Raw genomic sequence first — 19,684 nt, 5'->3', positions numbered from 1 at the left:
CCGGCCGACCGGTGACGCTCAGGCGCGGTGGACCGCGTCGTACACGACCCGCTTCGGCACGCCGGCGCGCTCGGCGACGCTCTTGATGGCGTCCTTGCGCGGCTCGCCCGTGGCCTCGTGCTCGGCGACGGCGGCGCGGAGGCTGTCGGGGTCGTCGGCGACGGAGGTCCCGCCTGCCGGGGCGCCCTGCACGACGAGGGTGACCTCGCCCCGCACGCCCTCGGCGGCCCAGGCGGCGAGCTCGGCGAGCGGCCCGCGCCGTACCTCCTCGTGGGTCTTCGTCAGCTCGCGGCACACGGCGCCCGGGCGGTCGGCGCCGAGGGTCTCGGCCATGGCCTCGAGCGTCACCTGCGTGCGGTGCGGCGCCTCGAAGAACACCATCGTGCGCTCCTCGCCGGCCAGCGCGAGCAGCCGCCGCGACCGCTCGCCGGCCTTGCGCGGCAGGAACCCCTCGAAGCAGAACCGGTCGACGGGCAGGCCCGAGACCGCGAGCGCGGTGAGCACCGCCGACGGACCGGGCACGGAGGTCACCCGGATGCCGGCCTCGACGCAGGCCGCCACGAGGCGGTAGCCGGGGTCGGAGACGCTCGGCATGCCGGCGTCGGTCACCAGGAGCACCCGCTCGCCGTTGCGCAGCGCCTCGACGAGCGCGGGCGTGCGGGCGGCCTCGTTGCCCTCGAAGTAGCTGACGACCCGGCCACCGATCTCGACGCCCAGGTCGGAGGTGAGGCGACGCAGGCGGCGCGTGTCCTCCGCCGCGACGACGTCGGCGCCCGCCAGCTCGGCGACCAGGCGGGGCGGGGCGTCGTCGGGGCGCCCGATCGGCGTGCCGGCGAGCACGAGCACGCCGGGGCCCTCCCCCGTGGCGGCGGCCGTACCCGTCGTCGTGCGCGTCGCTGCCGTCGCTGCCCCGTCGTCGCTCACCCGGCGATCATCCCAGGGCCCGGCGTACGACGTGAGCGTGGGCGCGATCCGTACAGTTCACCCCCGTGACGACCCCCACCGACACCTCGGGGCGCCCGGGGGCGCCAGTGCCGTGGGGCGCGTCGGGCAGCACCTCGGGCGGGGACGAGCCCGGGTCGGCTCCCGGCGGTCGGGTACGGCGCACGCTCACCCTCGGTCGTCGCGGTGGCGGCGGCCCGGTGCCGCGGGCCGTCGACCGGGCGCTCGCCGGCTGGACGACGCGCTGGGGCGGCTGGCTGCCCTCGCTGGCGGTGTTCGCGCTGGCGCTGGGCCTGCGGCTCTACCACCTCGGCACCCCGCGGGAGTTCTCGTTCGACGAGACCTACTACGCGAAGCACGCGTGGTCGCTGCTCAACCACGGCTACGTGCTCGACTACCCCGACACCGCGGACGCCTCGATCCTCGCCGGCGACACCGACGTCTGGAGCGACCAGCCGTCGATGATCGTCCACCCCGAGGTGGGCAAGTGGATGATCGCGCTCGGCATCAAGGCCTTCGGGATGGACCCGTTCGGCTGGCGGATCGCCTCCGTCGTCGCCGGTGCCCTGCTGGTGCTCGTGATGTGCCGGCTCGTGCGCCGGATGAGCGGGTCGACCCTCATCGGCTGCGTCGCGGGGCTGCTGATGACCTTCGACGGGATGCACTTCGTGCTCTCCCGGCTCGCGCTGCTCGACATCTTCCTCGCCCTCTTCATCATGTGCGGCGTCGCCTGCGTGGTGAACGACCGGTTCTGGGTGCGCGCCAGGCTGGCGCACCTGGTGGTCGACCCGCCCGGTGACCCCGACGCGCCCGGCGCGACGACCGACCCCCTCGACGGCTCCGGCCGCTGGAGCGCCTGGGGCCCCGTGCGCGTGCTGCTGTGGCGGCCGTGGCTGCTCACCGGCGGCGTCATGTGGGGGCTCGCCGTCGGCACCAAGTGGACGGCGCTCTACCCGCTCGCCGCCTTCGGGGTGCTGGTGTGGGTCTGGAGCGCGGGCGCGCGCCGCATGTTCGGCGTACGCCGTTCGCTGCTGCGCGCGGTGGTGGTCGACGGGCTGCCGGCCTTCGGCTACCTCGTGGTGGTCGCCGCGCTGACGTACGTCGCGAGCTGGACCGGCTGGCTGATCCACGCCGACGAGCAGGAGCAGGCGTTCTCCTCGACGCAGTACACCCAGTTCGTCGCTCCGGCCGCCGACTGCGACAGCCAGGCCACGCTCGACCCCGACAAGCGCTGGCCGACCGCCACCGAGCCCGACGCCTCCGGGCTCGGCGAGGTGGTGCAGTCGTTGCGCTCGCTGGCCTACTACCACCAGGACCTCTACACGTTCCACACGAAGTACCTCGACTGCGCGACCCACCCCTACCAGTCGAACCCGCGGGGCTGGCTGGTGCTGAACCGCCCCGTCGGCGTGCACGCCGAGAACGGCATCGAGCCCGGCGACCAGGGCTGCACCGCCGCCGCGGACAGCACGTGCCTGCGCCAGGTGCTCATCCTCGGCACGCCGGTGCTGTGGTGGTCGGGCGCACTGGCGCTGGCCTTCGCGGTGCTCATGTGGGTCGGTGCGCGCGACTGGCGCTACGGCGTCGCCGTCGTCGGCGCGGCCTCGACGTGGCTGCCGTGGTTCAGCAACGCCGACCGGCCGATCTTCCTCTTCTACGCGATGGCGATCCTGCCGTTCACGGTGATGGCACTGAGCCTCGCGATGGGCAGGATGGTCGGGCGCACGCCGTACCCCACCCCCCGGCGCACCGTCGGCGTGGTGGTCGCGGGGTCGGTGCTCGTGCTGGTGATCCTGAACTTCGCGTGGTTCTGGCCCATCTACACCGACCAGCTGCTCACCCGCGGCGAGTGGCTCGACCGGATCTGGTTCGACCGCTGGATCTAGCGGGGTGGGTGGATCCGGGGGGTGCCGGTTTCACCGGCTAGGTGACGAACCCGGCACCTGGCGCACGAACCTTCGCGCGCCAGGTGCTGGTGTCACCGGCTAGCCGGTGAAACCGGCGCGAGGCCGCCCCTCACACCCCCAGCTGCGTCACGCGGCGCACCCAGTCCCACAGCTCGGCGCGCTGGGCGTTCGTGGCGCGGGTCCTCTTGAGCAGGGCGGTCGGGCGGGGCCGGCGGTCGTGCCAGAGCAGGCCGCCCTCCGGCCGGGGCGAGGTGCCGGCGAGCCAGACGATGGTGTCGGCTCCCCCGTCGGCGTCGCGCAGCACCGGTCCGGTGATCTTGTGGAAGAGCGGCAGCGAGTCCACGACGCCCGGGGTGTCGGCCCAGCCGGGGTGCATGGCGGCGATGGTGATCGAGTCGCCGCCCCAGCGCTGGGCGAGCGGGCCGAGCAGCTCGACCTGGGCGCGCTTGCTGCGGGCGTACGCCGTGGGGGGCTTGTAGACGTCGGCCGGCACGTCGTACTCGGGGTCGTCGGCCGGGATCGCCTGGGCGTACATGCCGCCCGAGGTCACCATCACGACGCGAGCGCCGACCCCGGAGGCGGCGAGCCGGGGGCGCAGCAGGTCGGTCATGAGCACCGGGCCGAGCACGTGCACGGCCATCGAGAGCTCGTGGCCCTGCGTCGACGTGGTGCGCTCCGGCGGCATCGCGCCGGCGTTGTGCACGAGCACGTCGAGCGCGTCGTCGCCCAGGTGGTCGGTGAGGTCGGCCGCGAACCGCCGTACGTCGTCGAGGTCGCCCACGTCGCAGCGGTGCACCTCGAGCGCGGCGCCGGGCACGCGGTCGAGGATCTCGCGACGCACCTTCTCGCCCTTGGTCGTGTCCCGCACCACGAGGAGCACGCGGGCCCCGAGGAGCGCGAGGCCCTCCGCGACGGCGATGCCGAGGCCGGAGGAGGCACCGGTCACGGCGGCGGTGCGGCCGGCGAGGGCCCGGCGCTCGGGGTCGGCGGGCCAGCCGGGCAGCCGCCGGCGGGCCGCGAGGCCGAGCTTGGTGTAGCCGGGGGCGATCGTGCGGTCGAGCAGCGTGTCGACGGCCGATCCCACGCGGACGGAGAGCGACGGGGACGAGGCGTTCATGCCTCGTGACGGTAGCCGGGGCGTCCCCGCGGACCTGTCACGATGAGCGGGTGACCACGACCGCAGCCCGGACCACCGGGGAGACGCCGACCACCGCCGACCGCACCCGCCAGGCGGGCGTGACCCTCGCCCTCGTGGTCTGCGTCGTCGGCAGCCTCGTCGGCTCGGGCGTGCTGGGCGGCACGGGCGTCGCCGACGCCTCCGGGGGCGCGTTCGCCGCGGACTCCTCGCTCCTCACCCCCGCCGGCACGGCCTTCTCGATCTGGTCGGTGGTCTACGCGGGGCTGGTGGCGTACGTCGTCGTGCAGTGGCTGCCCGACCGTGCCGCGTCCGCGCGCCACCGCGCGATCGGCTGGCTCGCCGCCGCCTCGCTCGTGCTCAACGCGCTCTGGCTGGCGGCGGCCCTGCAGGGCTTCCTGTGGACGAGCGTCGCCGTCATCGTGGTGCTGCTGGCCGTGCTGGTCGAGATCGTCAAGCGCCTCACCCGCCACCCCGGACCCGACGGCCTCGTCGAGCGCGTCGCCGTCGACGGCGCGTTCGGGCTCTACCTGGGCTGGGTGAGCGTCGCGGTCGTCGCGAACATCGCGGCGAGCAGCGCCGACGACGGCCAGGCCCGCACCGGCACGGTCGCGGTGGTCGTCTCGGTGCTGGCGCTCGTCCTCGTCGCGGCCGTCGCCGCGGTGTGGGCCGGCCGGTACGGCGCTCGCGTCGCCGTCGCGCTCGCCCAGTCGTGGGGCCTGGCGTGGGTCGCGGTCAACCGGCTCTCGGGCGAGCCCGAGTCGGTGCCGGTGGGGGTCGTCGCCGTCGCGGCTGCCATCGTTCCCCTGGCGGCCGTGGCCGTCGTACGACGTCGAGCAGTCACCCCGAAGGAGCAGGCATGAGTGTGTGGACCCCCGGCTGGGACGACGTGCCCGAGGCGCTCGCAGCCTTCTGGGCCGAGCGGCACCTGTGCTCGCTCGCCACGCTGCGCCCGGACGGACGGCCCCACCTGGTGCCGGTCGGCGTCGCGCTCGACGTGGACCAGGGGTGCGCCTGGGTGATCACGTTCCCCAGCTCGCGCAAGGCCCGCAACGTCCTGGAGAGCCCGGGAGGGCCGGTCGCCGCCGGCCAGGTGGACGGCGCCCGCTGGGCCACGATCGAGGGCACCGCCCGCGCCACGACCGAGCCGGACGAGGTCGCGCGGGCCGTCGAGATGTACGCCCGGCGCTACCGGCAGCCGAAGGAGCGTCCGGAGCGCGTCGCGCTGCGCATCGAGGTCGAGCGGATCCTGCACTCCGCCAAGCTCTGAGGCAGACCCCGGCAATGCACCGAGTCGGCGCCTCTGCACGCACCACAGCAGTGCAGAGGCGCCGACTCGAGGTCGATCGGCCGGGCCCGGAGCCCGGCGGGGGTCACTCGTTGATGTTGGCCGGCTGGCTCGCGTTGGCCGTGCGGTTCTCGGCGTCGATCATCCAGGCGAGCTGCTCGAGGCGCTCGAGGATGGTGTGGAGGATGTCCGCGGAGGTCGGGTCCTCGGCGTCCACGGCGTCGTGCACGCGGCGCGCGGTGCCGGCGACGGCGTAGAGCGCGCCGACGATGAGGTCGACGCAGTCGGCCGTGTCGATCTCGGTGGCCGGGAACTCCGCGATGCTCGACTGGGTCGCGACGCGGGCGGCGCGGCCGTCGACGGTCACGTAGACGGCGCGCATGCGCTCGGCGATCGTGTCGGAGAACTCGCGGGCGGCGTCGACGACCTCGTCGAGCGCCAGGTGCAGGTCGCGGAAGTTCTTGCCGACGACGTTCCAGTGGGCCTGCTTGCCGACGAGGTGCAGGTCGACGAGGTCGGCGCTGACCTGCTGCAGGTTGTCGGCGAGCTGCTGCGACGCCTTGAACGGGGGCGCGGCCTGGTGGGTCCGCGTGGGGGTGGTGCTCTGGATCGTGTCGCTCATGGCGAGCTCCTCTCCTGGGGTGCGAGATGGCCGGGGTGCCGGCCGATGTCGCTTACTGAACCACCTTTTCTGGAATGGTTCCAGACAGGTGAGGCTGGCCTTAACGCCCGCCACCACTGGCCGATCGGCGGTCGGAGGGGTCGCGAGGGCTACGCGAACGGGGGTGCACGGGCGTACTCTGGCGATGCTCAGGGTTCGGGCGCGTCTTGGAGGTGGGTACGACGCGCGGCCTCGCTGTACCCGGAGCAAGAACATGTCACCTCTGCGTTCCTACCAACGCCTCTTCGGCCTCGTCGGCCCCCTCTACGTCGTCGTCGCCTTCGTCGCCCGCATCCCGCTGGCCATGGCCCAGATCGGCACCCTCCTGCTCGTCGCCGACGCGACCGGCAGCTACGGCGCCGGCGGCGCCGCCGCGGGTGCGCTCGCCATCGCCAACGCCATCGCCTCCCCGTTCACCGGCACGCTCGCCGACCGCTTCGGCCAGCGCCGTGTCGTCGGCATCCAGTCGGCGCTCGGGGCCGCCGGTCTCGTCGGCGTGGTGCTCACCTCCACGTCCGACGCGTCCACCCTGCTCGTGCTCGCGACGGCCGCCCTCGCCGGCGCCTCGCTGCCGCAGGTCGGCCCTCTGGCCCGCGTGCGGTGGCGCCCGATCACGGCGCACGAGACCCACCAGCGCCGGCTGGTCTCGACCGCCTTCTCCTACGAGGGCGCCGCCGACGAGGCGTCGTTCGTGCTCGGCCCGACGCTCGTCGGCGTCGTCGCCGCGCTCGTCTCCCCGGCCGGCGCCCTGCTGACGGCGGCGGGCATGCTCGCGGTCTTCGGCTCGTGGTTCGCGCTGCACCGCACTGCGCCGGCCGGCTTCCGCCGTACGCGCTCGGCCACCGACGCGCCGCTGCTCAGCGCCGCCCTGCTCGTGCTGCTGCTCGCCCAGGGCTGCCTGGGCATGATCTTCGGCTCGATCCAGACGGGGTCGACGGTGCTCGCGACCTCCGCCGGCATGCCCGGTGCGGCCGGTCTCGTGCACGCGCTGCTCGGCATCGGCAGCGTCCTCGCGGGCCTCGCGACCGTCTACCTGCCCGACTCGTTCAGCCTGCCGGCGCGTCTCGCGGTCGCCGCGGCGGGCCTGTCCGTGCTCGCCACGCCGTTGCTGATCGTGGATTCCCTGACCGGCGCGTCGGTCGTGACGCTGCTCCTGGGCTTCGCCGTGGCGCCGTTCATGATCACCGCGTTCACGCTCGCGGAGCGCGTCGTGCCGCGCGACCGCGTCACCACCGCGATGACGCTGCTGGCCGGCGCGACCGGCCTCGGGTACGCCGCCGGCTCGGCGCTCGCGGGCCACCTCGCGGACGCCGCGCAGGCCGGTGACCTCGGCGGACTCACCGCGGGGCACACCGCGGCGTACGTCGTGACGGTCTCCGGCGCGGCGGCCGCGCTGCTGCTCGCACTGCTCGCGGGCGGGGTGCTGCGACGGGCCGACCGGGCCTCCCGCGAGACCCCCGACGGACCCTCCGAGGAGGGGGCCACCGAGGTCGGTGCGCAGAAATCCGCACAACCACGCGGATCCGACACGCCCGCGCCCGCAGCAGCCCGGTAGCGCGCGGATGTGGTCGGCAGGGATACGGTCATCTCGCAAGCAACGTCGTTCACAAGGGAGTCACACATGAACAAGAAGGAGCTCGTCGACCAGGTCGCCGGTTCGACGGACCTGGCCAAGGGCGAGGCGGAGGCTGCCGTCAGCGCTGTCTTCGACGCGATCGGCAAGGCCCTCGCGGCCGGCGACAAGGTCGCCGTCGCCGGTTTCGGTACCTTCGAGACCCGCGAGCGCGCCGCCCGTACCGGCCGCAACCCGCAGACCGGCGACACGATCGAGATCGCCGCGAGCACCTCGCCGGCGTTCAAGGCTGCCGCTGCCCTGAAGAAGCAGGTCTCGGGCGCGTGATTCTCGCCTGAGCAGACGTCGAGGGCGTCCGACCGGAGATCCGGTCGGGCGCCCTCGTCAGATTTCGGGGTGCTGCGGTCGGCCCGCTCAGCCCTCGGCGTCCTCCGTGGCCTGCGCGAGCGGCGAACCGGCGTCGCCGCAGGCGGTGTTGAGGCCGGCGAGCGAGTCGATGTAGGCCGTGATGGCCTCGGAGTAGGCGGCCGCGTCGGGGCCGGGGGTCACCTCGGGGTTGATGGTGAGCTCCTCACCCGGTGCGAGGTCCTCGATGCCCTCGGGCAGGTTGTCGGGGTCGAGCTGGGCGCCCTCCTCGAGCGCCGCCTCGGCGTCCGCGCCCGGCGAGTCCGCGACGGCCTGGGCCGCGTCGGCCACGGGCATGACGGCGGCGCTGATCTCGTCGCCGCCGTTCTCGGCGTAGTCGCGCAGGTCGGTCGCGAGCGCGCCGTAGTCGACGTCGCCCTCCTCGACCGCCTCGGGGATGAGGAGCGTGTCGATCTCCGGGCAGGCGTCGGCGAGCGTCTCCGGCCAGTCGGTGCGGTCGCCCGAGGCCTCGCCGTCCGAGTCGTCGTCCCCACCGCTGCAGCCGGCCGCGACCATCGCGACGACCCCGAGAAGTGCCGCCGTACGGGCGCCCACGCGTGCTCTCATGCCATGACCTCCTGCTGGGTCCCGGCTCGCCGGAGCCCCCTGACCGGGCTCACCGCGGACCGAACCGGGTCCACCGACGAGGGTAGACGAGGTGGGTGTCCGGCAGGGGTGCGACGGGTGACGCGTCCCGTCCCGTCACCGGTCGTCCGCCGTCGTCCCCGCCGACCCGCGCCGTCACCCCCGGAAGCGCGGCGCCCGCTTCTCGGTGAACGCGGTGACGCCCTCGCGTCCCTCGGGCCCGCCCGCCTGGGTCCGGATCGCCAGCGTCTCGGCGCGCAACCGGGTCTCGGGGGCGGGCTCGGCCGCATCACGCAGCAGGCGCTTGGCCGCGGCGTACGCGCCCGTCGGCCCGGCCGCGAGACCCGCCACGAGCTCGTCGGTGACGCGCTCCAGGTCGCCGTCGTCCACGACCCGCGCCACGAGGCCCGCGGCCTGCGCCTCCTCGGCGCTCAGCCGGTCGTTGAGCAGCGCGAGGCGCAGCGCCGTGTGGAGCCCGAGGGTGTGCACGAGCATGCTCGAGCCGCCGTCGGGGCTCAGCCCGACCTTCGTGTAGGCGAGGGTGAACGAGGCGGAGCGCGCCGCGACGACGACGTCGGCCGCGGCGACGAGCGGGAACCCGGCGCCGGCCGCGCCACCCTGCACCGACGCCACCACCACCGCCCCGGAGCGCACGAGCTCGCTCACCGCGCGGTGCAGCCCGTCGGCCAGGTGGTCGATGTAGGCCGCCATGTCGTCGGCCGCGGCGAACTGCCCGAGGTCGCCGCCGACGCTGAAGAACCGCCCGGTACCGGCGATCACGATCACCCGCGCCCGCTCGCGGTTGGCCCGCAGCACCGCCTCGAGCAGCTGCGCGAGCGACGCGACGTGGATCGGGCTGCCGTGGTCGCCGTCGGCCAGCGTGATCCGGGCGACGCCGTCGGCGTCGAGGGCGTAGGTGACGTGGGTCTCGGCGTCGGTCATGCCGGCGAGTCTCGCGTACGGCGGACGCGGCGCCGCGGGGCGTCCGGCTGGTGGGGCGGGCGCCGTGCGGAGGTCAGCCCTGGCGGGCCTTGAGCCGCGGGTTGCGCTTGTTGATCACGAACGTGCGGCCACGGCGCCGGACGACCTGCGAGCCGGGCTGGTCCTTGAGCGAGCGCAGGGAGTTGCGGACCTTCATGGGGGTTCCTCTCGGTGGGATGCGGTGGTGGTGCAGACGGGTCAGCGGCCGGGCCCGCGCGAGGGTCGCCCGGTCACGGGGTCGACGAGACCGCGCTGGACGGCCGCGACGAGGCGGCGCGGGACGTCGTACGTCTCGCCGCGCACGACGACCGGCACGAGGTCGGGCGACGCCGCCTTCCAGGCGGAGCGGCGGTGGCGGGTGTTGCTGCGGGACAGGCGGCGCTTGGGGACGGCCACGGGGTTCCTCTCGGTCGGGTACGGCGGGGCTCAGGCCACGTGGCGGATGGGGCCGAGCCAGGGCTCGAACCCGTCGACCGCGTAGCGCCACTCCACGCCCGGCGCGATCGCCGCGTGGGGCACGAGCAGCGAGGCGAACGTGGGGCTGAGGTGGGCCGGCGGGTCGCCGACACCCACGAAGACGAGGCGCGTGCGCGGCGTACGACGCCCCCACGGCTCGCCGTCACCGACGCTGAGCTGGCCGCCGGAGCCCTCCCAGAGCAGGGCGCGGTCGGGGCGGGTGGGCAGCCAGAAGCAGCCGCGGCTGCGGTGGGGGCCGGCGCCGAGGGACTCGAGGTCCTCGAGCAGCCGGTCGGGGTGGAAGGGCCGCTCGGCGCGCAGGTCGACGCACCAGACCCGGTTCGACGGCATCCCCGGCAGGTCGCCCTCCCGCACGTGCGACGCCCACGCCCGCGTGGCGTCGTGCCGGTGGTGCGGGCGCTGCAGGAGCGTCGCGCCGGGCAGCAGCTCGGGCGCGGTCGCGAGACGTACGCCGGGGCGCGCGAGCACGCGGAGGAGGTCGAGCTCGGTGGCGACCGCCTCGTCCGCGAGGGCCTCGAACGGACCAGCGGCGGTGACCACCAGGTCGGCGTACTCGACCATCGAGCACGCGACCTCGCCGACGCCGCGCTCGTCGTCCTCGCTGCTGTGCAGCCCGCGCTCGGCCAGGGTGTCGGAGCCGAGGAGGTCCTCGACGACGCGGCCCCGCGTGAGGGCGGTGACGACGGCGGCGATGCGCAGCCGGCGGGCGAGCGCGGCGTCCCACGACAGCACCGTGCAGACCTGGTCGGCCTCGGCACCGACGGGCAGGTGGGCGACGATCGAGGCCCACCGGCCGTCGCGGGCGAGCCGGTCGAGGGTCGGCACGATGTCCTCGCGCAGGGCGCAGCTCGTGCAGGCGTGCTCGAGCTCGATCTCCTCGTGCTCGACGACGCCCGTGATGTCGCTGACGACCCGGGTGAGCACGCTGCGCGCGGGGTCGAGGTGGTGGCGCACGGCGACCGCGTGCGGCAGGTCCCACAGCAGGCCCAGCTGCGTGGCGGCCATCGCGTCGGGGGCGACGCCGGTGACGAGCACGACGGGGGTCTTCACGACGCGGCTCCCCCGTCCGGCTCCGCACCCGCGTTCCCGCGGCCGCCGCTGCGCCGTACCCCGTAGCGACGCTCGAACGCCTCGACGCGGCCCTCGGTGTCGAGCACCCGACCGCGGCCGGTCCAGAAGGGGTGGCTCGCCGCGGAGACGTCGACGTCGACCACCGGGTAGGTGCGGCCGGTGAGCTCGACGGTCTCACCGCTGCTCGGGGCGATCGTCGACCGGGTCAGCAGCAGCCAGTCGGCCGAGCGGTCCCGGAAGACGACGTCGGCGTACGTGGGGTGGATGCCCTGCTTCATGGGCGTTCCTCGCTTCCTGCGACGTGTGACTAGAATGAGAATCGTTATCAATCATCACACGAGAGGAGACCCGATGTCACGCGTGTGCCAGGTGACGGGCCGGGAGCCGGGATTCGGCCACCACGTCTCGCACTCCCACCGCCGCACGAAGCGCCGGTTCGACGTCAACATCCAGAGCAAGCGGTACGTCGTGCCGAGCCTCGGCCGCACGATCACGCTGCGGGTGAGCGCCCGCGGCATCAAGGTGATCGACGCCCGCGGCATCGAGGCGGTCGTCGCCGACCTGCAGCGGCGGGGGGTGCGGCTCTGATGGCCGGCAAGGGACGGGGCAGCGACGTGCGCCCGATCATCAAGCTGCGCTCCACGGCGGGCACGGGCTACACGTACGTCACCCGCAAGAACCGCCGCAACGACCCCGACCGCATGGTCGTCCGCAAGTACGACCCCGTCGTGCGCCGGCACGTCGACTTCCGAGAGGAGCGCTGAATGGCCAAGCAGTCCAAGATCGCGGCCGAGGCGAGGCGACGCCGCACCGTCGAGAGGTACGCCGAGCGCCGGGCGGAGCTGAAGGAGGCCGTCCGGAAGGCCGAGCCCGGCTCGGACGAGCTGGCCAGCGCCGTACGCGCCCTCTCGGAGCTGCCGCGCGACTCGTCACCGGTGCGCCTGCGCAACCGCGACCAGGTCGACGGACGACCCCGGGGCTACCTGCGCAAGGCGGGGCTCTCGCGCATCCGGTTCCGCGAGCTCGCCCACCGCGGCGAGCTGCCGGGGATCACGAAGTCGAGCTGGTGAGGGTGGGGGGTGCCTGACGCCCACCCCACCCACCCCCGCGCCCACCCGAAGACACCGCACGCCCCCACCCGGCTCGGGTGGGGGCGTGCGGCGCGTCGGGCTCAGATGTCGGTGATGCGCACGCCGGCGTGGGCCTTGTAGCGGCGGTTGGCGGCGATGAGGTTCGCGGTGAGCGCCTCGACCTGATGGGCGTTGCGGCGGCGGCCGCCGTACACGCCCCGGACGCCCGGGATGACCGACGCGAGGTCCTGGACCAGGTCGGTGGCCTCGCGCTCGTCGCCGAGCACGAGCACGTCGGTGTCGATGCTGGTGACCTCGGGGTCCTCGAGCTTCACCGCGGAGACGTTGTGGAAGGCGCCGACGACGGTCGACTCGGTCAGCACGGCCTGGGCCTGCTCGGTGGCCGAGCCCTCCTCGACCTTGAGCGCGAAGGGGCCCTGCTTGTCGAAGCCGAGCGGGTTGACGCAGTCGACGACGACCTTGCCGGCGAGCTCGGTCCTGAGGCTCTCGAGCAGCTCCTTGTGGCCGTCCCAGGGGACGACGACGAGCACGACGTCGCCGGCGGTCGAGGCGCCCGCGTTGTCGGAGCCGGTGACCGCACCGACGCCGTCGCCGAGCGCGGCGGCGAGCTCGGCGGCCGCGGCCGCACCCTTCTCCTCCGTGCGCGAGCCGAGCACGACCGGCAGGCCGGCGGCGGCGAAGCGACGGGCGAGGCCGCGCCCCTGGGGGCCGGTGCCACCCAGGACGGCGATGGTCTTGCCCTGCAGGCTCTCGGGGATGGTCACGGCGGTGGCTCCTTCGGTCGGGCCCGCGTCGGGTGACGCGGCGTTCGCTGACGGTCGAGGTCGGGGCGGGGGCGGCGCTCGACGGACCGGTCGCTCGGCCCCCGGGGGCGAGCGTAGTGACCACTCTCACCGCCCGCGCCGCCGCCCGGCATCCGAACGCCAAGCATGATCATCATTGAGCGACCTAGGATGCGGAGGTGGCCGGACTCAACGACGCCGCTCCCGTCCTCGGAGCCGACCAGGACGGCGTCGTGGCCCGCGCTCCGAAGACCGCCGAGCTGATCGCGGCCCACCTGCGGCGCACCATCGTGCGGGGCAGCCTGCCGCCCGGCACCTACCTCCCCACCGAGGTCGAGCTGATGGAGCAGTACGACGTCTCGCGCCCCACGCTGCGCGAGGCGTTCCGCATCCTCGAGGCCGACTCCCTCATCGGCGTACGACGCGGGTCGCGCGGCGGCGCGCAGGTGCTGCAGCCGAGCCCCCGGGTCGCCACCCGCCACACCGGCCTGCTGCTGCAGCTGGCGGGCACGACGATCGCGGACGTGTACGACGCGCGCCTCGTCATCGAGCCGGCCTGCGCCCGCCACCTCGCCCTGGCCCGTACGGCGACCGACCTCGACGACCTCGACGCGTGCGTGCGGGAGCTGCGCGCGAGCCTCGACGGCCGCGAGGACCAGATCCCGTCGTACGAGCGGTGGACCAAGCTGACCTACCGCTTCCACCAGCTCGTGATGGAGCGCTGCGGCAACCGGACGCTCGGCCTCCAGGGCTCGGTGCTCATCGAGATCGTGGCGACCCACGCGCAGCTGACAGTCGCGCGCGGCACCCGGCGGGACACCGACACCCCGGTCCGCTTCCGTCGGACCGTCCGCTCCTACACCCGGCTGGTCGCCCTCGTGCGCGCCCAGGACGCCGAGGGCGCCGAGGAGCACTGGCGGGCCCACATGGAGCTGGCGGCGACGTACTTCTTCACGCTGCGCGACGCCGACCCGCCGGTGCTCGACCTCTTCGACTGAGCCCGACGCCGACAGCTCGAGGCCTGCTCCATCCGGCCGTCGACGACCCCTCAACGATTCCTCAAGACGAGGCCAGGAGACGGCCGTCACACCTCGGTCTAGACCACTCTTGACAGGCGCGCTCCGATGAGCGTTACCCCTGAGTACGTCCAGCGACGACGGGATCCGTGGGGTGGTTCGCCCATCTCGACCTCCACCCGGTCCGACGAGGCGAGAAGGGCCCTCCTTGAGGAGAACTTGAGAGTACCCTGAGCCAGCTTGTGTCGTTGAGCACGTCAGCCAGTCGCCGCCCGTCGCGGCACCGGCCCGTGCTCGTCCATCTGGGAGGGATTCCTGTGCAACGCTCCGCCGCGCGCCTCGTCGCCGCACTGTCCACCGTCGCCGTCGTCGGCGTCATCACGGCTCCGGGTGCCGTGGCCGCCGAGCCGGCGGCCGAGGCCAGCGCCACCGCCGCCATCCTGACGATCGCCGGCAGCCCGGTCGACTCGGGTCAGTACACGGTCGTCAACGACGGCACCACCGAGACCGCCACCGGCCAGAAGGACCCGGCCGTCGCCGACCTGCTCTCCAACCAGAGCAACGTCAGCATCGGCGTCCTCTACCAGGACGCGACCACCGCGGTCACCGGTGGCCGCGGAACGGCGTACGCCTGCTCGGGCGTCGCCGGCACGGGTGCGGTCGTGGTCGAGGTCGGTGACGGCTCCTGCCTCACCGGCGGCGACGCCGTCTCCCTCGTTCCCGGCACGATCGACCTCGGCGACACGACCGTGATCGAGAGCGAGATCCTCGCTCCTCTCACCGTGCCGCTGCAGCAGGCGCTGGGCGAGCCGCTCGCGAGCCAGGTGCTGGCCCCGCTGAGCGACGTGCTGAACCAGGTGCTCGGCGGCCTGGGCGAGCTGGGCGTGGTCCTCGAGACCACCGGCGCGATCCAGAGCACCTGCACCGCCAACTCGACGTCCGCCTCGGCCGACTCGAACGTCGCCGGCCTCCGCGGCTACGTGACGGTGGCCGGTCAGGACATCACGATCCTCGACCTGCCGGTCGGTGACCTCGAGCCCAACACCGAGCTGACCGCCGACCTCAACGACGTCGTCAACGCGGTGCTCAACGGCCTGCAGACGCAGCTCCAGAACGGCCTCAACGGCGCCCTCGGCCCGCTGGGCCTGCTGCTCGCGCAGATCCAGGACGTCACCAACCTGCTCGTCCCCGAGCTCACCACCGCGCTCGAGCCGCTCCTCGGCCCCCTGCGTGACAACGTCCTCGAGGTCACCCTCAACAAGCAGAGCCAGCCGAGCCCCAGCTCCATCGAGGTCACCGCCCTCGACGTGCAGGTGCTCCCCGCGGCCCAGCAGTTCCTGAGCTCGAGCCTCGCCTCGGTCGAGCTCGGCAAGGCGTTCTGCGCCGGTGGCGTCGCCGACGTCGCCCAGCCGCCGCCGGCCACCGAGCCGCCGACCGTGACGCCGCCCGTGAACAACCCGACCGTCCCGATCTCCGTCCCCGCCGGCATGTCCGGCGAGGAGGGCTCGGCTCCCTGGGGTCCCGTGGCGCTCGGCGCCATGACGCTCCTGGCCGGTCTGGTCGGCGGCTACCGTTTCCTCCAGCTGCGCCGCAGCTGACGGACGGAGGCACCGATGACCGAGAGCACGCCGACGGCACGGGTGAGCCGCGGCAACGCGTTCCTCACCGCGCTGACGACGATGCTGCTGGTCCTCAGTGTCGGCCTCGTGGGCACCGGCATCGCGTGGCCGGGCGGGGAGGCGGACTCGGGGGCGGCTGACGACCTCGCGTACGCCTCCCTCGACCCGGCCACGCCGATCCGGCTGGAGATCCCCCGGCTCGAGGTGGCGGCGCCGATCGTCCCGATCAGCATCTCCCCCGAGCGGGTGCTCGACCCCCCGCGCGACAGCGAGAAGGTCGGCTGGTGGAACCAGAGCGCGAAGCCCGGAGGGCAGACCGGCCAGACGGTGATCACGGGCCACTCGGTCCACACCGGCGGCGGGTCGATGAACCGGATCGGGTCGCTCGAGGAGGGTGACGTCGTCGACGTCGTCAGCGACGCGGGCCGGATGCGCTACGAGGTCGAGAAGATCCGCTTCTACACCCGCGACGACGTCGCCGCCGAGGCGGAGTCGTTGTTCGGCCAGACCGCCGGCGACGGACGGTTGGTGCTGGTCACCTGCGCGGACTGGAACGGCGAGTACTACGAGAACAACGTGGTGGTCTTCGGCAAGCCCCTGGGCGTGCCGGAGGGCGACCCCGCCGCGGAGCTGACCGACGACACGGTCCAGGCAGCGGGCTGACGGGGCCGCACAGCCGGGCTGATCCCCCAGATCGACCGCCGGAGGCGGGTGGAGCCGATGCTCCGCCCGCCTCCGGTGCATTGGCGGCGTGTAACGCGGTGTCCGGGCTACTGCACACGCGGTAGACCACGCACCCGGACACCACTGCACCGCACCAGACGCGATGCTTCGCTGCCGGCACGGCCGTGGTGTCAGACGAACGACCGGCTCACGGCACGAACGGGCTCAGCGCCAGCACGACGACGAAGCCGGTCAGCCCGACGAGCGACTTCATGACCGTCCACGACTTGAGGGTGTCGGCCACTGACATCCCGAAGTAGCGGTTGGCCATCCAGAACCCCGAGTCGTTGACGTGCGAGAACCCGGCGCCGCCGCAGGCGATCGCGATGCAGAGGAGCGCGACGCTGGCGTCGCTGGCTCCGAGCGAGTCGGCGAGCGGGGCGCTGAACGTGGCGCCGGTGACCATGGCGACCAGGCCCGAACCCTGCGAGATCCGCATGACGGCGGAGACGACGAACCCGAAGACGACCAGGGGGATGCTGGCGTTCTCCATGCCGTCGGCGATGGTGTCGCCGAGCCCGGAGGCCACGAGCACGTCGCCGAACACGCTGCCGGCGCCGGTGACCAGGATGATCATGCCGGCGGGCCCGAGCGCGCGGGTCGCGAGCACCTGGAGGTCGTCCTTCGTGCTGCCCCGCTTGATGCCGAAGACCCACATGCTGGCGAGCACGGTGATGAGCAGCGCCATCACCGGGTGCCCGACGAAGGTCAGGCCGGCCGTGTACCAGGTGCCGTTGTCGACGAGGCGACCGATCGTGCCGACGATGATGAGCAGCAGCGGCAGGAGCAGCGCCCCCACGACGAGCCCGAAGCTGGGCAGGTCGGTGCGCGGGGCGTCGTACGCCGGGTCGGCCTGGTCACCCTTGGCGAGGTCCACCTGCGCGCTCGTGCCGGTGCCATCACCCTGGACGGCGTTGCCGCCGGAGCCCACCGGTGCACCGACCGGCGCGCCGCCGCCCGCGGCGAGCACGGGGGGCTCGACGTAGATGCGCTTGGCGATCCACCGGCCGAACAGCGGGCCGGCCACGGCGACGGCGGGGACACCGCAGATGACGCCGAAGAGGATGACGAGGCCGAGGTCGGCGTCGAGGATGCCCGCCGTCGCGAGCGGGCCGGGGGCCGGCGGCATGAACGTGTAGGCGCAGGAGAGACCGGCGCACATCGGGATGCCGTAGTGGAGGAGCGAGCGGCCGGTACGGCGGGCGACGCCGTACAGCATCGGCACCAGGATCACGATCGCCACGTCGATGTAGACGGAGGTGGCGACGAGGAAGCCCGCGAGACCGAGACCCCACAGCACGGTGCGGTCGGAGAACCGCTCGACGAGGGTGACCGCGATGCGTTCGGCGGCGCCCGCGTGCTGCAGCACCGTGCCGAAGATCGAGCCGAGCCCGATCACCAGCGCGAGCTGCCCGAGCGATCCGCCCATGGCCTCGACGATGAGGTCCATCAGGTCGTTGGGCGCGAAGCCGACCGCCAGCCCGAAGATGATCGTGGTGATGAGCAGGCCCAGGAACTCCTGGAACTTGAACACGATGATGAGGGTCAGCAGCAGGCCGATCGCCAGCACACCGGCGATGATCGTCCAGGCCTCGTGGCTCAGGTCGACGTTCATGACGACACCCCTGCGGTCCCGGTGCTCCCGGCACGACGCGGCACGGCGGCAGTCGTCTCCTCGGCCTGGAGGAAGCGGAAGTCGCAGCCCTCCTCGGCCTGGGTGACCTCCTCGACGAAGAGCTTGGCGTAGCCCCGCTTCGGCTTCGGCCTCACCTCGACCAGCGCGAGGCGGCGCGCGATCTCGGCGTCGTCGACGTCGATCGCCAGCACGCGGTCCTTCACGCTGAGCGTCACCGTGTCGCCGTCGCGCACGACGGCGAGCGGCCCGCCCGCGGCGGCCTCGGGCGAGACGTGCAGGACGATCGTGCCGGCGGCGGTGCCGGACATGCGGCCGTCCGAGATGCGCACCATGTCCTTCACCCCGGCGCGGGCCAGCTTGCGCGGGATGGGGATGTAGCCGCCCTCGGGCATGCCGGGCGCCCCGACCGGCCCGATGTTCTTCAGCACCAGGACGTCGTCGGCCGTGACGTCGAGCGCCTCGTCGTCGATGCGGGCGGCCAGGTCGGCGGCGTCCTCGAAGACGACGGCGCGCCCGGTGTGCTCGAGCAGCGCCGGCGCCGCCGCGGCCTGCTTGATGATGGCGCCGGCGGGGGCGAGGTTGCCGCGCAGGACGGCGATGCTGCCGGCGGGGTAGATCGGGTCCTCGCGCGGGCGGATCACGTCCTGCGGGTACGGCGCGGGCGCCTCCGCGAGCTCCTCCCCCAGGGTCCGGCCGGTCACGGTGAGGGTGTCGAGGTCGAGCAGGTCGCTGATCTCGGTCATGAGGCGCTGCACGCCACCGGCACGGTGCAGGTCCTCCATGTAGTGCGCGCCGGCCGGCTTGAGGTTGACCAGCACGGGGGTCTCGAGGCTCATCGCGTCGAAGGCGTCGAGGTCGAGCGTGTAGCCGCAGCGGCCGGCGATGGCGGCGAGGTGCACCAGGGCGTTCGTCGAGCCGCCCATGGCGAGCAGCACCCGGAAGGCGTTGTCGAACGCCGCGGGCGTGAGGATCTGGTTGATGTCCAGCTTCTCCTCGGCGAGCCCGACGGCGCGGCGGCCGGTCATCTCGGCGACGCGCATCCGCTCGGCGGTGACCGCCGGCGGGGCGGCGCTGCCGGGGAGCGCGACGCCCAGCGCCTCGGCGACGGCGGCCATGGTGCTCGCCGTGCCCGCGACGGAGCACGTGCCGACGCTGCCCACGAGGCGACCGTTGACCTCCTCGATCTCGGCGTCGTCGATCTCCTCGGCCCGGTAGCGGCCCCAGAAGGCGCGGCAGTCGGTGCAGGCGCCGACGGTGCGGCCCCGGTGGGAGCCGGTGAGCATCGAGCCGGTGACGAGCTGGATGGCCGGGCGCCCGGCGGAGGCCGCACCCATGAGCTGGGCCGGCACCGTCTTGTCGCAGCCGCCGATGAGCACCACGGCGTCGACGGGCAGGGCCCGGAGCATCTCCTCGGTGTCCATCGCCATCAGGTTGCGGAGGAACATGCTGGTCGGGTGGGAGAAGCTCTCGTGGAGCGAGATCGTGGGGAACGAGACCGGGAAGCCGCCGGCCATCATCACGCCCCGCTCGACCGCCTTGATGAGCTCCGGCATGTTGCCGTGGCACGGGTTGAACCCGCTCTCGGTGTCGACGATGCCGATGACGGGACGCTCGAGCACGTCGTCGCTGTAGCCCGCGCCCTTGATGAACGCCTTGCGCAGGAAGAGTGCGAACTCGGCGTCGCCGTAGTTGACGAGGTTGGAGCGCAGCCCGGTCGGTGAGGTCTCGGAAGTCATTTATCGCCCTTGTTATTGATAATCTTGTCGAGAACGATGTGCATCAGATCACAGGC

The 19,684-nt window shown here is 73.4% G+C and carries 23 protein-coding genes; 11 read left to right on the top strand and 12 right to left on the bottom strand.

The window, feature by feature from the left end:
• Window positions 1-18 precede the first annotated feature (18 nt).
• A complete protein-coding gene (gene rsmI / locus K329_RS0116440; protein ID WP_028473906.1) occupies window positions 19-846 on the bottom strand; it encodes a 16S rRNA (cytidine(1402)-2'-O)-methyltransferase in 828 nt (275 codons plus the stop codon).
• Window positions 847-989: 143 nt separating this feature from the next.
• Between rsmI and K329_RS27400 the strand changes: the two genes are divergently transcribed.
• Window positions 990-2,828: a dolichyl-phosphate-mannose--protein mannosyltransferase gene (locus K329_RS27400; RefSeq protein WP_245596582.1), complete on the top strand. Its 1,839-nt coding sequence runs from the start codon at window positions 990-992 to the stop codon at window positions 2,826-2,828.
• 130 nt (window positions 2,829-2,958) lie between these two features.
• Here K329_RS27400 and K329_RS0116430 read toward each other — a convergent pair whose 3' ends face one another.
• The gene (locus K329_RS0116430; RefSeq protein ID WP_052337010.1) at window positions 2,959-3,966 is read right to left on the bottom strand and encodes an SDR family NAD(P)-dependent oxidoreductase; all 1,008 of its coding nucleotides are present in this window, start codon (window positions 3,964-3,966) and stop codon (window positions 2,959-2,961) included.
• 50 nt (window positions 3,967-4,016) lie between these two features.
• Between K329_RS0116430 and K329_RS27395 the strand changes: the two genes are divergently transcribed.
• Together K329_RS27395 and K329_RS0116420 are read left to right on the top strand one after the other, a co-directional pair.
• On the top strand, window positions 4,017-4,847 hold the full coding sequence (locus tag K329_RS27395; RefSeq protein ID WP_043643989.1) for a hypothetical protein: 831 nt from the start codon (window positions 4,017-4,019) through the stop codon (window positions 4,845-4,847).
• On the top strand, window positions 4,844-5,254 hold the full coding sequence (locus K329_RS0116420; RefSeq protein ID WP_052337009.1) for a pyridoxamine 5'-phosphate oxidase family protein: 411 nt from the start codon (window positions 4,844-4,846) through the stop codon (window positions 5,252-5,254). The genes K329_RS27395 and K329_RS0116420 overlap by 4 nt, the downstream gene beginning before the upstream one ends.
• A 103-nt stretch (window positions 5,255-5,357) precedes the next feature.
• On the opposite strand, the gene K329_RS0116415 is transcribed toward K329_RS0116420, so the two are convergent.
• Window positions 5,358-5,894, bottom strand: coding sequence for a Dps family protein (locus K329_RS0116415; protein WP_028473903.1), 537 nt, complete (start codon window positions 5,892-5,894; stop codon window positions 5,358-5,360).
• 253 nt (window positions 5,895-6,147) lie between these two features.
• On the opposite strand from K329_RS0116415, the gene K329_RS27390 reads away from it, so the two are divergent.
• Together K329_RS27390 and K329_RS0116405 are read left to right on the top strand one after the other, a co-directional pair.
• Window positions 6,148-7,488: an MFS transporter gene (locus K329_RS27390; RefSeq protein WP_211225892.1), complete on the top strand. Its 1,341-nt coding sequence runs from the start codon at window positions 6,148-6,150 to the stop codon at window positions 7,486-7,488.
• A 9-nt stretch (window positions 7,489-7,497) separates the two neighbouring features.
• On the top strand, window positions 7,498-7,833 hold the full coding sequence (locus tag K329_RS0116405) for an HU family DNA-binding protein (protein ID WP_425411484.1): 336 nt from the start codon (window positions 7,498-7,500) through the stop codon (window positions 7,831-7,833).
• An 87-nt stretch (window positions 7,834-7,920) separates the two neighbouring features.
• Here the strand turns inward: K329_RS0116405 and K329_RS0116400 are convergent, their stop codons facing one another.
• From K329_RS0116400 to K329_RS0116375, 6 genes are all read right to left on the bottom strand, one after another.
• Entirely contained in the window at window positions 7,921-8,478 is a 558-nt protein-coding gene (locus K329_RS0116400) for a hypothetical protein (protein ID WP_157571793.1), read from the bottom strand.
• 174 nt (window positions 8,479-8,652) lie between these two features.
• Complete coding sequence (locus K329_RS0116395; protein WP_028473900.1) at window positions 8,653-9,438, bottom strand: enoyl-CoA hydratase/isomerase family protein; 786 nt, start codon at window positions 9,436-9,438, stop codon at window positions 8,653-8,655.
• Window positions 9,439-9,511: 73 nt separating this feature from the next.
• A complete protein-coding gene (ykgO, locus tag K329_RS0116390) occupies window positions 9,512-9,634 on the bottom strand; it encodes a type B 50S ribosomal protein L36 (RefSeq protein ID WP_028473899.1) in 123 nt (40 codons plus the stop codon).
• A 41-nt stretch (window positions 9,635-9,675) separates the two neighbouring features.
• Complete coding sequence (gene rpmF, locus K329_RS0116385; protein WP_028473898.1) at window positions 9,676-9,873, bottom strand: 50S ribosomal protein L32; 198 nt, start codon at window positions 9,871-9,873, stop codon at window positions 9,676-9,678.
• 30 nt (window positions 9,874-9,903) lie between these two features.
• Window positions 9,904-11,004 (bottom strand): CobW family GTP-binding protein, encoded by a 1,101-nt coding sequence (locus K329_RS27385; protein ID WP_043643985.1) that lies wholly within the window; start codon window positions 11,002-11,004, stop codon window positions 9,904-9,906.
• Entirely contained in the window at window positions 11,001-11,303 is a 303-nt protein-coding gene (locus tag K329_RS0116375) for a type B 50S ribosomal protein L31 (protein WP_028473897.1), read from the bottom strand. The genes K329_RS27385 and K329_RS0116375 overlap by 4 nt, the downstream gene beginning before the upstream one ends.
• A gap of 73 nt (window positions 11,304-11,376) precedes the next feature.
• Between K329_RS0116375 and rpmB the strand changes: the two genes are divergently transcribed.
• Genes rpmB through rpsN form a run of 3 tightly spaced genes read left to right on the top strand, consistent with a single transcriptional unit; the run spans window position 11,377 to window position 12,095 of the window.
• Complete coding sequence (gene rpmB / locus K329_RS0116370) at window positions 11,377-11,613, top strand: 50S ribosomal protein L28 (RefSeq protein ID WP_028473896.1); 237 nt, start codon at window positions 11,377-11,379, stop codon at window positions 11,611-11,613.
• Entirely contained in the window at window positions 11,613-11,789 is a 177-nt protein-coding gene (rpmG, locus tag K329_RS0116365; protein WP_028473895.1) for a 50S ribosomal protein L33, read from the top strand. The genes rpmB and rpmG overlap by 1 nt, the downstream gene beginning before the upstream one ends.
• A complete protein-coding gene (rpsN, locus tag K329_RS0116360) occupies window positions 11,790-12,095 on the top strand; it encodes a 30S ribosomal protein S14 (RefSeq protein ID WP_028473894.1) in 306 nt (101 codons plus the stop codon). It begins immediately after the preceding gene.
• Window positions 12,096-12,196: 101 nt separating this feature from the next.
• On the opposite strand, the gene npdG is transcribed toward rpsN, so the two are convergent.
• Complete coding sequence (npdG, locus tag K329_RS0116355; protein ID WP_028473893.1) at window positions 12,197-12,880, bottom strand: NADPH-dependent F420 reductase; 684 nt, start codon at window positions 12,878-12,880, stop codon at window positions 12,197-12,199.
• Between the two features lie 197 nt (window positions 12,881-13,077).
• Here npdG and K329_RS27380 point away from each other — a divergent pair, with 197 nt between their 5' ends.
• The 3 genes from K329_RS27380 (at window position 13,078) to K329_RS27375 (ending at window position 16,196) form a co-directional block, all read left to right on the top strand.
• Window positions 13,078-13,896 (top strand): FadR/GntR family transcriptional regulator, encoded by an 819-nt coding sequence (locus K329_RS27380; protein ID WP_052337008.1) that lies wholly within the window; start codon window positions 13,078-13,080, stop codon window positions 13,894-13,896.
• 335 nt (window positions 13,897-14,231) lie between these two features.
• A complete protein-coding gene (locus tag K329_RS0116345) occupies window positions 14,232-15,512 on the top strand; it encodes a hypothetical protein (protein WP_028473892.1) in 1,281 nt (426 codons plus the stop codon).
• Between the two features lie 15 nt (window positions 15,513-15,527).
• A complete protein-coding gene (locus K329_RS27375; protein ID WP_052337007.1) occupies window positions 15,528-16,196 on the top strand; it encodes a class F sortase in 669 nt (222 codons plus the stop codon).
• Between the two features lie 208 nt (window positions 16,197-16,404).
• On the opposite strand, the gene K329_RS0116335 is transcribed toward K329_RS27375, so the two are convergent.
• Window positions 16,405-17,871, bottom strand: a complete 1,467-nt coding sequence (locus K329_RS0116335) for a GntP family permease (RefSeq protein WP_211225891.1) — start codon at window positions 17,869-17,871, stop codon at window positions 16,405-16,407.
• Window positions 17,868-19,628, bottom strand: coding sequence for an IlvD/Edd family dehydratase (locus K329_RS27370; RefSeq protein ID WP_052337006.1), 1,761 nt, complete (start codon window positions 19,626-19,628; stop codon window positions 17,868-17,870). The genes K329_RS0116335 and K329_RS27370 overlap by 4 nt, the downstream gene beginning before the upstream one ends.
• Window positions 19,629-19,684 lie beyond the last annotated feature (56 nt).

Origin of the sequence: Nocardioides alkalitolerans DSM 16699 (genome assembly GCF_000426525.1) — a bacterium.
Classification (GTDB): Bacteria; Actinomycetota; Actinomycetes; order Propionibacteriales; family Nocardioidaceae; genus Nocardioides; species Nocardioides alkalitolerans.
Note: the sequence above shows the minus strand (reverse complement) of the source record. Positions and strands in the feature narration are given on the sequence as shown.

Excerpts from the sequence above, each read along its gene's own strand:
- K329_RS0116335 (WP_211225891.1), bottom strand. The coding sequence starts at position 17,871 with ATGAACGTCGACCTGAGCCACGAGGCCTGGACGATCATCGCCGGTGTG.
- rpmG (WP_028473895.1), top strand. The coding sequence starts at position 11,613 with ATGGCCGGCAAGGGACGGGGCAGCGACGTGCGCCCGATCATCAAGCTG.
- rpsN (WP_028473894.1), top strand. The coding sequence starts at position 11,790 with ATGGCCAAGCAGTCCAAGATCGCGGCCGAGGCGAGGCGACGCCGCACC.
- K329_RS0116400 (WP_157571793.1), bottom strand. The coding sequence starts at position 8,478 with ATGAGAGCACGCGTGGGCGCCCGTACGGCGGCACTTCTCGGGGTCGTC.
- K329_RS0116430 (WP_052337010.1), bottom strand. The coding sequence starts at position 3,966 with ATGAACGCCTCGTCCCCGTCGCTCTCCGTCCGCGTGGGATCGGCCGTC.
- K329_RS27390 (WP_211225892.1), top strand. The coding sequence starts at position 6,148 with ATGTCACCTCTGCGTTCCTACCAACGCCTCTTCGGCCTCGTCGGCCCC.
- K329_RS27370 (WP_052337006.1), bottom strand. The coding sequence starts at position 19,628 with ATGACTTCCGAGACCTCACCGACCGGGCTGCGCTCCAACCTCGTCAAC.
- ykgO (WP_028473899.1), bottom strand. The coding sequence starts at position 9,634 with ATGAAGGTCCGCAACTCCCTGCGCTCGCTCAAGGACCAGCCCGGCTCG.
- rpmB (WP_028473896.1), top strand. The coding sequence starts at position 11,377 with ATGTCACGCGTGTGCCAGGTGACGGGCCGGGAGCCGGGATTCGGCCAC.
- K329_RS27375 (WP_052337007.1), top strand. The coding sequence starts at position 15,528 with ATGACCGAGAGCACGCCGACGGCACGGGTGAGCCGCGGCAACGCGTTC.
- K329_RS0116420 (WP_052337009.1), top strand. The coding sequence starts at position 4,844 with ATGAGTGTGTGGACCCCCGGCTGGGACGACGTGCCCGAGGCGCTCGCA.
- K329_RS0116375 (WP_028473897.1), bottom strand. The coding sequence starts at position 11,303 with ATGAAGCAGGGCATCCACCCCACGTACGCCGACGTCGTCTTCCGGGAC.
- K329_RS0116415 (WP_028473903.1), bottom strand. The coding sequence starts at position 5,894 with ATGAGCGACACGATCCAGAGCACCACCCCCACGCGGACCCACCAGGCC.
- K329_RS0116395 (WP_028473900.1), bottom strand. The coding sequence starts at position 9,438 with ATGACCGACGCCGAGACCCACGTCACCTACGCCCTCGACGCCGACGGC.